Source organism: Bacillus sp. VT 712, assembly GCF_001614195.1.
In the GTDB taxonomy this organism is placed as follows: domain Bacteria; phylum Bacillota; class Bacilli; order Bacillales; family Bacillaceae_H; genus Priestia; species Priestia flexa.
This window is the reverse complement of sequence record NZ_LWBK01000030.1, coordinates 1-13,665: the sequence shown is the minus strand read 5'-3', so window position 1 is coordinate 13,665 and position 13,665 is coordinate 1. Positions and strand designations below refer to the sequence as shown.

12 protein-coding genes, 1 pseudogene and 1 riboswitch are annotated in these 13,665 nt (G+C 37.7%); of the genes and pseudogenes, 12 read left to right on the top strand and 1 reads right to left on the bottom strand.

Annotation, left to right across the window (positions count from 1 at the left end; all coding sequences use genetic code 11):
• Positions 1-69: 69 nt before the first annotated feature.
• The 12 genes and pseudogenes from A2U94_RS14325 (at position 70) to A2U94_RS14270 (ending at position 12,943) form a co-directional block, all read left to right on the top strand.
• Complete coding sequence (locus A2U94_RS14325) at positions 70-1,587, top strand: carboxypeptidase M32 (protein ID WP_025909374.1); 1,518 nt, start codon at positions 70-72, stop codon at positions 1,585-1,587.
• 125 nt (positions 1,588-1,712) lie between these two features.
• Positions 1,713-1,814: riboswitch (purine riboswitch) on the top strand.
• A gap of 107 nt (positions 1,815-1,921) precedes the next feature.
• On the top strand, positions 1,922-2,515 hold the full coding sequence (locus A2U94_RS14320; protein WP_025909375.1) for a xanthine phosphoribosyltransferase: 594 nt from the start codon (positions 1,922-1,924) through the stop codon (positions 2,513-2,515).
• Between the two features lies 1 nt (position 2,516).
• The gene (locus tag A2U94_RS14315) at positions 2,517-3,827 is read left to right on the top strand and encodes a nucleobase:cation symporter-2 family protein (protein ID WP_025909376.1); all 1,311 of its coding nucleotides are present in this window, start codon (positions 2,517-2,519) and stop codon (positions 3,825-3,827) included.
• Between the two features lie 293 nt (positions 3,828-4,120).
• On the top strand, positions 4,121-4,660 hold the full coding sequence (locus A2U94_RS14310) for a GNAT family N-acetyltransferase (protein WP_025909377.1): 540 nt from the start codon (positions 4,121-4,123) through the stop codon (positions 4,658-4,660).
• A gap of 197 nt (positions 4,661-4,857) precedes the next feature.
• Complete coding sequence (locus A2U94_RS14305; protein WP_025909378.1) at positions 4,858-5,946, top strand: type III polyketide synthase; 1,089 nt, start codon at positions 4,858-4,860, stop codon at positions 5,944-5,946.
• 1 nt (position 5,947) lies between these two features.
• Positions 5,948-6,514: an isoprenylcysteine carboxyl methyltransferase family protein gene (locus A2U94_RS14300; RefSeq protein WP_025909379.1), complete on the top strand. Its 567-nt coding sequence runs from the start codon at positions 5,948-5,950 to the stop codon at positions 6,512-6,514.
• A 373-nt stretch (positions 6,515-6,887) separates the two neighbouring features.
• Positions 6,888-10,514, top strand: a complete 3,627-nt coding sequence (locus tag A2U94_RS14295; protein WP_025909380.1) for a dynamin family protein — start codon at positions 6,888-6,890, stop codon at positions 10,512-10,514.
• A gap of 1 nt (position 10,515) precedes the next feature.
• Positions 10,516-11,268 carry a DNA polymerase beta superfamily protein gene (locus A2U94_RS14290; protein ID WP_025909381.1) on the top strand — a complete coding sequence of 251 codons (753 nt, stop codon included), beginning with the start codon at positions 10,516-10,518 and terminating at the stop codon, positions 11,266-11,268.
• Positions 11,269-11,281: 13 nt separating this feature from the next.
• Positions 11,282-11,545 carry a YpbS family protein gene (locus tag A2U94_RS14285; protein WP_025909382.1) on the top strand — a complete coding sequence of 88 codons (264 nt, stop codon included), beginning with the start codon at positions 11,282-11,284 and terminating at the stop codon, positions 11,543-11,545.
• 172 nt (positions 11,546-11,717) lie between these two features.
• Positions 11,718-11,843 (top strand): annotated as a pseudogene (ypzF, locus tag A2U94_RS22350) (protein YpzF); the annotation flags it as partial.
• Between the two features lie 300 nt (positions 11,844-12,143).
• The gene (locus A2U94_RS14275; RefSeq protein ID WP_025909384.1) at positions 12,144-12,602 is read left to right on the top strand and encodes a divergent PAP2 family protein; all 459 of its coding nucleotides are present in this window, start codon (positions 12,144-12,146) and stop codon (positions 12,600-12,602) included.
• Between the two features lie 74 nt (positions 12,603-12,676).
• Positions 12,677-12,943, top strand: coding sequence for a DUF6123 family protein (locus tag A2U94_RS14270; protein WP_309599127.1), 267 nt, complete (start codon positions 12,677-12,679; stop codon positions 12,941-12,943).
• A 9-nt stretch (positions 12,944-12,952) separates the two neighbouring features.
• On the opposite strand, the gene A2U94_RS14265 is transcribed toward A2U94_RS14270, so the two are convergent.
• Complete coding sequence (locus A2U94_RS14265) at positions 12,953-13,351, bottom strand: RNase H family protein (RefSeq protein ID WP_025909386.1); 399 nt, start codon at positions 13,349-13,351, stop codon at positions 12,953-12,955.
• Between the last annotated feature and the right edge of the window lie 314 nt (positions 13,352-13,665).

Here is a 13,665-nt window from a genome sequence, read left to right as displayed (position 1 = left end):
ATGTAACGATTCTCTACTATATGACATAAGTGCATAGTAAGCTAGTAAGTAAAAAGGGGAGGTTTTTTTATGAAGGAAAATATTCAGCTTGTAGAGCGGGATTTTCATGAATTGATGAAGAAAATCAAAAGTTATCATGAAGCGATGGGTGTTATGTACTGGGATTTGCGCACAGGTGCACCGAAAAAAGGAGTGGAGCAGCGCTCAGAAGTAATTGGCATGCTGTCCTCTGAAGCGTTTAAACTATCTGTTTCTAATGAAATGGCTTCATTCATTCAGCAGTTGACTACTGATACCGCTCAAAATTACATATCCCATACGACAAAGAAAGCGGTAAAAGAATGTCAAAAGGAATATGAGCTTAATAAAAAAATTCCGGCTGACGAATATAAAGAATACGTTATTTTAACCTCTAAAGCTGAATCTGTGTGGGAAGAAGCGAAAGGTAAAGCAGATTTTCAGATGTTTCAACCGTATTTAGAGAAAATCGTAGCGTTCAACCAAAAATTTGTAGAGTATTGGGGATACGAAGGTAATAAATATAACCGCTTACTAGATCTTTTTGAACCTGGAATGACGGTAGAAATCTTAGACAATGTGTTTGGGCAGCTCCGCAATCGAATTGTGCCGCTTGTACAAAAGATTGCTGCTTCACCTAATAAGCCAGAAACAGGTTTCTTATTTGAAACTTTTCCAAAAAATAAGCAGCGTGAATTTAGTTTAGCCATCTTAAAAGAGCTCGGCTACGATTTTGAAGCTGGTCGCTTAGACGAAACGGTTCATCCGTTTGCAACAGGCTTAAATCCAGGAGATGTAAGAATTACAACTAAATATGATGAAAAGGATTTTCGAACGGCAATCTTTGGTACCATTCACGAATGTGGTCATGCTCTATACGAACAAAATATTTCAGAAGATCTAGTTGGTACGGTGCTTTGTGAAGGCACATCAATGGGCATTCATGAGTCACAATCCCTTTTTTATGAAAAATTTGTGGGTAAAAACTTTTCATTTTGGAAGCGTAACTATGACGTGATTAAACGCTATTCAAGCGGTCAGTTTGAGAACGTATCATTAGAAGACTTCTATCGGGCAATTAATCAGTCACAGCCCTCATTGATTCGTATTGAAGCGGACGAGTTAACGTACCCACTTCACATTATGATTCGCTATGAAATTGAAAAAGGATTAATAAATGGTGACATTGAAGTGAAGGATCTTCCTGGGATCTGGAATGATAAATATGAAGAGTATTTAGGCATTCGCCCAAATCATGATGGAGAAGGCGTACTTCAAGATGTACACTGGGCAGGTGGAAGCTTTGGGTATTTCCCTTCCTATGCGCTTGGTTATATGTACGCAGCTCAGTTTAAAAATGCGATGGTAAAAGACTTACCAGATTATGATGAGCTGTTGGAAACTGGTGACGTAAAAGCAATTACAAATTGGTTAACATACCATATTCATCAGTATGGCAAAACGAAAAAGCCGCTTGAAATCTTGCATGACGTGACGGGAGAAGGGTTAAACGTCAATTATTTAATTGATTATTTAGAAAAAAAATACACGGAAGTATACTCTCTTTAATAGAAAAGACGAAGAAGATAAGAATAACCTTATCTTCTTTTGTCGTTTTCACGAACATTTTTAGAATCTTTAATATAAAATGTTCGATAAAAAGGTTTTCAAACATGTAGAATATTGGTATACTAAACACAACTCAATAACGCACTCATATAATGACGAGAATATGGCTCGTAAGTTTCTACCAAACCACCGTAAATGGTTTGACTATGAGTGAGCGGTGACACTTTTAGCTTTCGTCTTATAGGTTAGCTCAAAAACATTGCTCTACTCATACGTGGATGTAGCTATGTTTTTGAGCTTTTTATTGTGAAAAAGAAGTTGGAGGAATTATAAGATGAAAGCATTACAAGAAAAGATTTTAACAGACGGTATTGTACTATCAGATACGGTTTTAAAAGTTGATACGTTTTTAAATCACCAAATGGATCCAGTTCTCATGAAAGAAATTGGAGAAGAGTTTGGCAAACGATTTGAAAAAGAAGGTATTACAAAGATTTTAACAATTGAATCATCTGGTATTGCTCCAGCAATTATGGCGGCACTGAAGCTCAATGTGGAAATGGTGTTTGCTCGCAAGCGTAAATCATTAACTTTACAAGACGGATTAATTACATCAAAAGTATATTCCTTTACTAAAAAAGAAGAAAATGAAATTTCGGTTGCTGAAAAGTTTATTTTGCCAATTGATCGCGTATTAATTATTGACGACTTCCTGGCAAACGGACAAGCTGCACTGGGATTAATGGATATTGTTAAAAAAGCTGGTGCTGATGTCGGGGGCGTAGGAATTGTCATTGAAAAAGCTTTTCAAGATGGCGGTCGCCTAGTTCGTGAAACGGGTGTGAAAGTTGAATCGCTTGCACGTATCGAATCACTAAAAGGTGGACAGGTTACGTTTGTTCCTACGAAGCAAGGAGTGACATCTTAAGATGAATAATGGAAAAGTGCTATCACTAGGATTACAGCATGTTTTAGCCATGTATGGCGGAGCTATTGTTGTGCCATTAATTGTGGGTGGAGCAATTGGATTAACGCAGCAGCAGCTAACTTATTTGGTCGCAATTGACTTGTTTATGTGTGGAATTGCTACGCTATTACAGGTGTGGAAAAATCGTTTCTTTGGTATCGGCTTACCGGTTGTACTAGGATGTACGTTTACTGCTGTAGGTCCAATGATTCAAATCGGAAGTTCATATGGCGTATCGAGCATATATGGCTCCATAATTGTGGCAGGGCTTATGATTGTTATTTTATCAAAATACCTTGGTAAGCTTGTTCGCTTTTTCCCTCCACTTGTCACCGGGTCTGTGGTGACGATTATTGGAATTACGCTTATTCCCGTAGCAATGAAAGACTTGGCTGGTGGAGAAGGAAGCGCTGATTTCGGGAGCTTAAGTAACTTAGCGCTTGGGTTTGGTGTATTAGTACTTATTATTTTATTATATCGTTTTACAACAGGGTTTATGAGATCAGTGTCTGTGTTGGCAGGTCTAATCGTTGGAACCATTGCCGCATCATTTATGGGAAAAGTAGATTTTTCAGGCGTTCGTGATGAAGCTTGGGTCCACGTTCCACACTTCTTTTACTTTGGAATGCCAACCTTTGATTTAACGGCTATTTTAACGATGTTTTTGGTGTTATTAGTAGGGATTGTTGAATCAACAGGTGTATATTTTGCAGTTAGTGATATTTGTAAAGAAGAAGTAACGGAAAAAGATTTAGCTGGTGGATATCGCGCAGAAGGGTTAGCTATTACCCTGGGTGGATTGTTTAATGCATTTCCCTATACGGCGTATTCACAAAACGTAGGGCTGCTTCAGCTTTCGGGTGTTCGCACCAAAAGCGTAGTGTTTGCAGCGAGCGGTATCCTAATTGTTCTGGGGCTTATTCCCAAAATTGCTGCGATTACAACTGTGATTCCAAGCCCTGTATTAGGGGGGGCAATGGTTGCGATGTTCGGGATGGTTATCTCATCTGGAATTAAAATTTTAAGCGAAGTGGATTTACAAAAGCAAGAGAATCTGTTAATTATCGCATGCTCTATTGGAATGGGGCTTGGCGTAACGGTAGTACCAGATTTATTTGCTCAGCTTCCAGAAGGAATTCAAATCCTAACTGGAAATGGAATTGTAGCAGGTAGCTTTACAGCGATTATTTTAAATATTGTATTCAACGTACTGGCGGTTTCAAAAGTAAGAACTCCAGAAACATCTGTACAAAAAGAAATGGTAACAAAATAAAAGTAAAAAGCTCTTAATGCTTGTGTTAGGCAAGCGTTGAGAGCTTTTTTATTGAATAATTTGAATGTTACCATTTCTTTTGCTTTATGCAAACCATTTGCAATGTGCACAAGGATATGCAAAAATAAATTTTCCCAAAAAGGTTTACAAATATAAAGGCTTTGGGTATATCTAAAGTGCAGTTATCAGTTTACCTGACAACATGCAAAAAGAAACATTTCCAATGATAAAGTAGAGAATTAAACGAACACTAACAAAAAGTGATTATTGAATGGTTAGAGGAGTTGATATAGATGATTACAGCAGAAAAAGATACGGTAACATTTGTAGCAAAGGATGGACGTGAAGTAACAATACGTCCAGCAGAGCCCCGTGATGCAAGAGAGATTACAACAGCTGTAGAAGAGATTATTAAAGCGGGGGAGTTTATTCAAAAAGACGCGCCAAAAACCGTTGAAGAAGAACAGAAGTTTATTGAAAGTGTATCAAAGCAAGGGCATATGTATGTTGTTGCAGAAGTCGAAGGAGAAGTTGTTGGAATTGCACGTGTTCTTCGCGGTGAAATTCGAATGAAGCGTCATAGCGGGCTTTTCCGTACGTGGCTAATTTCAAAAGTACAAGGTATGGGAATTGGGAAGCAGTTAATGGACTATACGCTAAAATGGTGCAAAGAAAACGACATGCATAAATTGTCGCTAACGGTGTTTACTTCAAATGAAGTGGCGTATAAATTATACGAAAAAGTTGGCTTTAAGACAGAAGGCGTTATGAAAGAACAAGCTTATATTAATGGGAAATACGTGGACGAAGTATATATGTCTGTATTCTTTTAAATAAATAAAGAAAGCCCAAAAATTTCATGTTCAATACCAGGGAAAATACGTTATACTAAACGTGTGCGCAACAAATAGAACTTCTTCAAAACGAAGCTTTTCCATATCTTATGGAAGAGCTTTTTTTATTTTTCATAAAGAATAAATTTCTAAAAAATTACAGAAGGTATACATAACGAATTAAAGAGGTGAGAACGGTGCCTAAAATTATGTCAACTGGATTTTGTATACCTCCATATGAGCTAAAGCAATCGGATACTGCACAGTTTGCAAAGGATCTATTTGCCGAGTCATTTCGAGATATTAATCGCTTGTTAACGGTATTTGAAAATGGTCAGATTGAAACAAGGCATTTTGCCAAAGGAATGGATTGGTTTCAAGAAGACCACACGTTTGAAGAGAAAAATAATGCATTTATTGAGTCTGCAATTGAACTTGGCATAAAAGCTGTTGAAAATTGCTTAACAAATTCAGCTTATCTCTCAGACAATATTCCCTATGAAGAAATTGATACAATCTTTTACATCTCCACTAGTGGGCTTGCAACACCGAGCATTGAAGCAAGAATTATGAACGAGCTTCCCTTTTCCCCTCACACGAAGCGTATTCCAATTTGGGGTCTAGGCTGTGCAGGAGGAGCTTCAGGTGTGTCAAGAGCACATGAGTATTGCTTAGCGTTTCCGAAAGCAAAGGTACTTGTGCTTTCCATTGAACTTTGTAGCCTGACGTTTCAGCGTAATGATCGTTCAAAAAGCAATTTAATTGGTACATCTTTATTTGCTGACGGAGTAGCAGCTGCTTTAATTGCAGGAGATGAAGCAGACATAAGCGCTTCACAATTGGACACGCTGCCATCAACGTTACATACTCAGTCTACTTTAATGCCAGACTCTAAGGATGTTATGGGTTGGGATATTCGAAACAACGGTTTATATGTTATTTTTTCAAAAGACATTCCTACAATTATTGATTCTTGGTTAGGAAATCAAGTTCAGACATTCCTGGCGAGTCATGGTCTAACTACGCAAGACCTGCGACATTTTGTGGTGCATCCTGGGGGGAAGAAGGTGTTAGAAGCTTATCTATCTACGCTTTCGCTTGAAAGCTCAATGATTGACCATTCACTTCATGTGTTAAAGCATCATGGAAACATGTCATCAGCAACTGTCTTATACGTATTGGATCGGTTTATGAAAGAGAAAATTCCAAGTGGAGAATACGGTGTGTTAACTGCGCTTGGGCCAGGATTTAGCTCAGAGCTCGTCTTACTTCAATGGAGGGAATAACATGCTTATTGATGTCATTTTTGCATTGATTATTTTACAACGTTTAGGAGAACTTGTAATTGCGAAGCGCAATGAAGCCTGGATGAAACAAAACGGTGGATATGAAGCGGGAAAAGATCATTACAAATGGATGGTAGCCATGCATGTTGCTTTTTTTGTGGCGTTGTTTGTAGAAATCCAGCTTATAGACTATCCATTTTCATCGCCTTTTTGGGTATTTGCGGCTTTATTTTTAATGGTGCAGCTGGGAAGAGTATGGGCTATCATCTCATTAGGGAAGTATTGGAATACTAAAATTATTGTAATGCCAAAAGCTCCCGTTGTATTAAAGGGTCCTTACAAATACATTAAGCACCCAAACTATACGATTGTCACGCTAGAGTTCCTTATAATTCCGTTTTTATTTCAAGCGTATCTAACGCTTATAGTGTTCAGTTTATTAAACGTGTGGATGCTATCAGTTCGGATTGTAAAAGAAGAAGAAGCGCTGAAGTTACATACAGACTATGAGGTAGCCATGGATGGAAAGCTACGTTTTATGCCACAGTTAAAAAAATCAGAAAACTAATTGAAAATGATTATCTTTCGTGATAGACTGTAAGTAGCTGATAAAGATTATCAATTTCATCAATAAGAAACGGTGGTGGACATAATGGTTAGTCTTTTTGTAATTGGAGCGTTCGTAACGTGTACGGGTATGGCAACGTATGTCATGAAAAACATTGAAAAAGCGCAGCGTGTATAATTTTTTGAATATAAATAAACGTAAAACTGCCAATGGTTTGGCAGTTTTTTTGCTTTTTTGCATAAGTAAACGGAAGTGGAAAATTCAGTTTTTTATAGGAAAACGCTTTAAAATCAAGTAAAATAAAAAGAGGAATAAGTAGCAGAAATGGAGTAAGTGCACGATTGTAAGTGCCTAACAAAAGGAGTCGAAAGTGATGTCTCAAGTAAGCGTTCAGCATCAAAGGTATAAAACTCTACAATCCTCTCTTTATCATTTACATGAGGCTTTTATAAATGCTGGAGATGAAAAGCAAGCGGAAAAAATTATTCAGTTATTAAGAAAACAAGAAAAAGAAGAGTTTGTTATTGCGTTTTGTGGTCATTTTTCAGCAGGGAAATCAAGTATGATTAATGAACTCATGGGCCAAACAATTTTGCCCGCAAGTCCAATTCCGACAAGTGCTAATTTGGTGTCTGTTAAGGCTGGCGAGGAGCATGCAACCGTTTATTATCGAAAAGAAAAGCCAGTACGTTATGAAGCACCATATGAGTATGAACAAATTAAATCGTTTTGTGTTGATGGTGATGAAGTAGAGTCCATTCATCTCTCGATTGAAACGGAAGCAATTCCACAAGGAATTGTTGTAATGGATACGCCTGGAATTGATTCAACAGATGATGCTCACCGTGTGTCAACAGAGTCTGCTCTTCATCTTGCGGACGTTATTTTTTACGTGATGGATTACAATCATGTACAGGCAGAGCTTAATTTTCATTTTACAAAAGAGCTACAGGATGCCAATAAAGAGCTGTTCTTAATTATTAACCAAGTTGATAAGCATCGAGATGATCAGCTTACTTTCCAAGAGTTTAAGGAATCTGTAGAAGAGGCGTTTTTAAAATGGAATGTACGACCAAAAGGGATTTTTTATACATCTTTAAAAGATAAGCAATATCCTTATAACGAATTGGCTGTTTTAAAGAAGCATTTGCACACGATGATGGAGAAAAAAGAAAATCGCGGTCAACATATTATGGATTCCATGAAAATGGTAGTAGAAGATCACATGCAGTTTGCAGAAAGCACTGAAGAAGAGAGCCTTCTTGAATATGATGATATTCGTTCACAGCTTCGTCCAAATGAATATCAAAATGCAAAAGAAGAAGCGGCTGAGCTTATAGCGAAGCGAGAAATGATTTTACATAAACGCACAGCGTTTTATACGACGTATCAAAACGAAACAGCTAAAATTATGAACAATGCGAATTTAGCTCCCTATGAGATGCGAGAGAAAGCAAAGGCATTCTTAGAAACAACCAAGCCAGATTTTAAAGTGGGCGTATGGTTTACAAAAAAGAAAACAGAAGAAGAAAAAAAAGAGCGGCTAACGGTTTTTTATGAAGATTTGAAAGAGCGTGTTCAAACAGAGCTACAGTGGCACTTGCAGCAGTACATGCAGCAGCTCATTCAAGATGAAGAGCTCGTAGATTCTTCTCTGTTGGCTAGCGTTCAGCAGTTTGAAGTACCGTTTGAGCCACATGACTTAGTGGATGCTGTGAAAACAGGAGCAACCATTAATGGTGAATATGTCCTTACCTATACAAAGGATGTAGTAGATGCAATTAAGAAAAATACCAATCGTATTCTTTCCGAACTGTATACTCAAATTGAACAAGTAAAGAAAGAAGAAGAAGAACGAATACTCCAAAACATTGAGCAGTCGTTAGCTACGGAGCAACGAATTATTGAGGGCTACGAACGAGTTCAAAAATCTACTCAGCATCTTCAAACCTTGCGGCAAGATTTAAAACAAAAGCTAAATATCTTAAGGCCTCTTGAACCTTTGGAAATGGTGAACCTGTTAGACTTATTACAAGAAGAAATCGAAGTGGGAACAATGGTTGAGGTAAAAGCAGCTCCTATTACAGTCACATCAGAACAAAATGTTGCTGTAGAGGAAGAAGTTCAGTCAAAAACAAAGGTCGATGCGGTTATTCGAGATATTGATGAGTCGACAAAGGTGCTTTCTACATTCAAACAGCTTGAAAAGTTTGTTGGTCGTTTAAAGGAAAAGCGTCATAAGCTTGCAAACCAAACGTTCACAGTGGCACTATTTGGAGCTTTTAGCGCTGGAAAGTCGTCTTTTGCCAATGCGTTAATCGGTGAAAAAGTACTGCCTGTTTCACCGAATCCTACAACGGCAACGATTAACAAAATTATGCCTCCTACAAAGGACTACCCTCATCGAACAGTCGTAGTTCTGATGAAAACGATGGATCAGCTATTAGCTGATATTAACAGTTCCTTGGAACTGTTTAAATATACTATTGCAAACGTAGAAGAGCTAAACGAATTATTGCCAAAATTAACTGTAAAAGAAGAAAACCAGCTGCATTTCTCATTTCTACAGGCAGTGATAAAAGGCTATGAGGATGTTAAGGACGTAATGGGGTCTGAAGTAAACGTTACGATTAAAGAATTTGAAGCGTACGTAGCTAAGGAAGAGAAGGCCTGCTTTGTCCAGCATATTAACCTATATTATGACTGTGAGTTGACTCAGCTAGGAATTACGCTTGTCGATACGCCAGGGGCCGACTCTATCAATGCTCGCCATACGGGCGTTGCGTTTGAATATATTAAAAATGCTGATGCTATCTTGTTTGTTACGTACTATAATCATGCGTTTTCAAAAGCAGATCGTGAATTTTTAATTCAGCTTGGTCGTGTAAAAGATGTATTTACACTAGACAAAATGTTCTTTTTACTGAATGCAGCTGATTTAGCTCAATCTGATGAAGAGCTAGGTCTTGTACAAAATTATGTAAAAACACAGCTTGAAGAGTATGGTATTCGCTTTCCACGCCTCTATCCAATTTCAAGCTTGCAGGCGCTAGCAAATCGAGAAGATAAAATGTTTAAGGCTTTCCAAAAACCATTTTATCACTTCATTACAGATGAGCTAACTCAGCTAGCAGTTGCGTCTGTATACGAAGAGCTTAATCAAGCACTTGCCGTCACGAATGAAATTAAAGATGTTCAAACAAAGTCTGCGGTTGAAAAGCAGCGCTATTTGCAATCTCTTCATATTAAGGATCAACAAATTTCTGCTAAGGTTTCAGAAATGACATTTACGTATGAAGAGCAGCAGCTCGAAAGGGAAAGCAATGAGCTTCTCTTCTATGTGAAAAAGCGTGTCTTGCAACGCTATGATGATTTCTTTAAGGAGTCGTTTAACCCGGCAACGCTTAGAGACGATAAAGGAAATAAGAAAGAACAGTTGGCTGCATGTCTTGACCAGCTTTTACAAGCAGTTGCATTTGATGTCACCCAAGAAATTCAAGCCACAACGCTGCGTTTAGAAACATTTATTCAACGCTTAACAAAAGAGTGGAATCAAACGAATATGAGGCAGCTGCAGCGCTACGAACCAACATTCCACCCTGCTTTTCCGGACATTAATGTGGAAAGCGGCAGCACGCTGGTTAGTCGCTGTTCGTTTGAAAACCTTGAACTATTCCAGAAGGATTTGGCTCTTTATAAAAACAGCAAAAGCTTTTTTGAGAAAAATGAAAAAGCTAAAATGCATGAAGGATTAAAAGCTAAAATTGAGCCGCTGCTTGATGATTATGTGTGCAGTGAGCAAATAAAGCTACAAAATCATTACAATGAACAAATTCACATGTTTGTTTTAACGTATAAACCGACGCTTTTAGAAGAATGGTATGATTATTATAAGCAGCTTCAAACAGCGGTTAATGCAGATTTTCCAATTGAAGCGCTAAATCATACAATTGATACGCTAAATGTCATCGTCGTAGCTCATCAAAATGAAAGGACATAAGATGAACGATAATATCGAAGAACTGTTGGATTCAATTGAGAAAAAGCATGATATCACGATTTTGTTTGCGTGTGAAGCAGGAAGCCGGGCGTATGAATTACATACGCCTTCTAGTGATTATGATGTACGATTTATTTATAAATATGAGTCCGCACGCTACCTTGAGTTACATCGACCTGAAGACGTTATTACAAGCATAGATAAAAACTATGATCTTCAAGGGTGGGACGTTTATAAAGCACTGCATCTCTTTACAAAATCGAATCCTTCTCTTTATGAATGGATACACTCATCGGTTTGCTATCGTAATGTGAAAGGGTTTCGTGAAAAGATTTGTTTTATGATGAAGGAACAGTATTCGCTAAAAGCGCTAGGGTTTCATTATTTTAAACTTTTGCATCAAAATAGTAAAAGAAATCTGACATCTTCTGTTACAATAGAGGATATAAAAGTTGTTCTTCATATGGCTAGGGCATACATGGCATTAACCGTTTTAATTCAGGGTAGGGAATTACCGCCTACGTCGTTTTTTAAGCTTGTTAACGGCTTTAAAGCTGATCCTTTAGCGCAGGTGATTACAAAGCTTAGCGGTGCTAAAAAACAAGTCGTACACATAACAAGTAGTGAGATAAAGGAAATAAAAGCTTTGCTTGAAAAAAAGCTCCCTCATTTTAAAAACGAACTTGTTAATTTGCCGGATAAAGACGCTAGCCTCGAAGACATTAACCTATTCTTAGCACAACAGCTTACATAATGGAGGAACAAAAATGAGCGTACACAAAGCAATATCAGAACATTCAAAGAAACAGCATGAACTTGTTAAAGCATTTGTCAGACTAGATACAATGCGTGAGCAAGCAATTGAAGCAACGGTGCTTTTATGTAAAGAAGGCCAAGAATTTTCAACGGATACGATTAACGCTGTGACGGCTCAAATTAATGAGCTTGCAAAAAATAATGGAATTGTACCAACACGTCAATTTGTAACGAAAGAAATGGTCGAAGAATACGTTCAACGCTTAAATAATTAAACAAATGAAAGCCGTCTTCTAATGGCGGCTTTCGCTTGTTTATTGAATTGAAAACAAGAGGGAAATTGCCCATTAGCTCCCGGTGTTACCTTATTTTTCGCAGTGTTTGATTTCAAAACAAATCCATACTAATGAATGTACCAACGAGGTACAAACAAAGGAGGGGATTGTAATGGGACGTACAAAATCAGGTAATGCAAATGCACAACGTAATAACAATGCAAAACAAAAACATAACACAGAGTTTGCTTCTGAGTTCAAAGCTAACCAAGCTCAAAAAGCGAAAGCTGCTAAAAAAGCAAACGGTGCACATGCTGAAGAATTTGCATCTGAATTTAATGTACAACAAAATCAAAACAATTCTTCTAACCAAAAGCTTGAAGTTTCTAAAAATGCTAAAAAAAACCAATATAACCAAGAATTTGGTTCTTATGCTGAAGTAGAATCAGCAAAGATGAATAATAAAGTACAAAAGAAAGCTTCTAAGAAAAACAACCACTAAGTCATAGTGAGCGTCGAAAATGCCAGAAACATTCATGATGCGAGTGAATGTTTTCGGCATTTTCTTTTTTACACAATAGTAAAAGAGGTGAGCATGTTGAACAAAGGTATTGGCTTGTCACTTTCTTCAATATTGTTGGCACAAACATTAAAAATTCCCATTAAAAAATATCAAACAGGTGTATGGGACGTATCAATGATTGGAGCATCGGGGGGAATGCCTAGCTCTCACTCTGCCGGGGTCTCTTCTTTGGCTACCTATGTAGGTTTAACCAAAGGCGTTTCTAGCATTGAATTTGGGATTGCAACCGTGTTTGGAATCATTGTTATGTATGATGCACAAGGGATTCGTAGACAAACTGGTGAAATTACCATTAAGGTAAATACGTTAGATGAAGAAATTGAAAAGTTAGCCGGGCTTCCTGATAAAGGCTTTCATGACTTAACTGAACAAAAGCTAAAAGAGATGCTAGGGCATCAGCCGGCAGAAGTACTTGCAGGTGCTCTCCTAGGTGTAACCATAGGATTAGTTGGCTATTTGTTTGGTGAAAAATAATGGTCAAATTTTTATAAATACGCTAAGATAAAGAAGGAAACCTTTATAAAGGATGGGATCGGATCGTGACAAAAATGGTAAACTCCTTAGAAGAATACCTTCTTTATCTTGAGGAAAAAGGCTTTTCTTTAAAAGAAGATGCAAAGGGCTTTATTGCATTTGGTCAGCAATATACAAAAATGCCGGATGAAATGGTTATTTTTTCCGTTGAATGGACTTTAAAAATGCAAAAGGAATTCGATGGTAGCTTTTTTGTTGCGCTGCTAGAGCAACTTGCCGCACAAAAGGTGAAGACGAGAAAACAGGCAATGCAAGTATTAAAACAGACCGGAATGATTTGAAGCAGGAGCTTATAGTCCTGCTTCTTTTTGATGAATAGCTTCTCTAGCAAGCTGATCAGCTCCGCTATTCTCGCTGCTTGGAACCCACTTAATAAAAAATAAATCTATTTGTTTGGAGAGCGTTAGGGCTTTTTCGAGGAGAGGAAGAAAAGCTTTATTTTTTACATATTCTCTGTTCATAGCCGCATCTACAATTTGCGAATCTGTTCGAAAAGAAACCATCGTATACTGTTTTTCTAAACAAAGTTCTAAAGCTTTTATTAAGGCGTAGAATTCAGCTTCATGATTACTCATCACTTGTAAGGGAATAGAGTAGCGGTGGTGCTCCCCGTTACCTTTTATAATAATTCCAGCACCAGATGGCCCAGGATTTCCTGCAGAGGCGCCGTCGATATATACTTCTATCATTGTTATCACTCCATTATATAGCGTAGTCAGTCAGATAAGTTGCAATTAAATTAACTCTATTGTACCACTAACGTCGCATAAATATTGACTGAATTTTCTGTTTTCTTATTTTTCCGTTTGAGAAGAAAAATGAAGACACGTGAACAGAGGTAGTAATCATCCATTTTTTCACTATAACCTTTGGCGAGGGCGACAGAGACGGTTAAACCTTTACGGGACAGCTCTTCCTGCTATTTTTCGAATCCAAATGTGTGCGGATTTCCACGGTGCTGCTTTTAACAACCGACTAATTTGTAAGTACGTCCGTGAACTGT

What these genes read in the sequence shown, in the direction of transcription:
- A2U94_RS14295 (WP_025909380.1), top strand. Translation starts at nt 6,888, where the DNA reads ATGTCTCAAGTAAGCGTTCAGCATCAAAGGTATAAAACTCTACAATCC.
- A2U94_RS14290 (WP_025909381.1), top strand. Translation starts at nt 10,516, where the DNA reads ATGAACGATAATATCGAAGAACTGTTGGATTCAATTGAGAAAAAGCAT.
- A2U94_RS14285 (WP_025909382.1), top strand. Translation starts at nt 11,282, where the DNA reads ATGAGCGTACACAAAGCAATATCAGAACATTCAAAGAAACAGCATGAA.
- A2U94_RS14265 (WP_025909386.1), bottom strand. Translation starts at nt 13,351, where the DNA reads ATGATAGAAGTATATATCGACGGCGCCTCTGCAGGAAATCCTGGGCCA.
- A2U94_RS14300 (WP_025909379.1), top strand. Translation starts at nt 5,948, where the DNA reads ATGCTTATTGATGTCATTTTTGCATTGATTATTTTACAACGTTTAGGA.
- A2U94_RS14270 (WP_309599127.1), top strand. Translation starts at nt 12,677, where the DNA reads ATGGTAAACTCCTTAGAAGAATACCTTCTTTATCTTGAGGAAAAAGGC.
- A2U94_RS14325 (WP_025909374.1), top strand. Translation starts at nt 70, where the DNA reads ATGAAGGAAAATATTCAGCTTGTAGAGCGGGATTTTCATGAATTGATG.
- A2U94_RS14320 (WP_025909375.1), top strand. Translation starts at nt 1,922, where the DNA reads ATGAAAGCATTACAAGAAAAGATTTTAACAGACGGTATTGTACTATCA.
- A2U94_RS14315 (WP_025909376.1), top strand. Translation starts at nt 2,517, where the DNA reads ATGAATAATGGAAAAGTGCTATCACTAGGATTACAGCATGTTTTAGCC.
- A2U94_RS14310 (WP_025909377.1), top strand. Translation starts at nt 4,121, where the DNA reads ATGATTACAGCAGAAAAAGATACGGTAACATTTGTAGCAAAGGATGGA.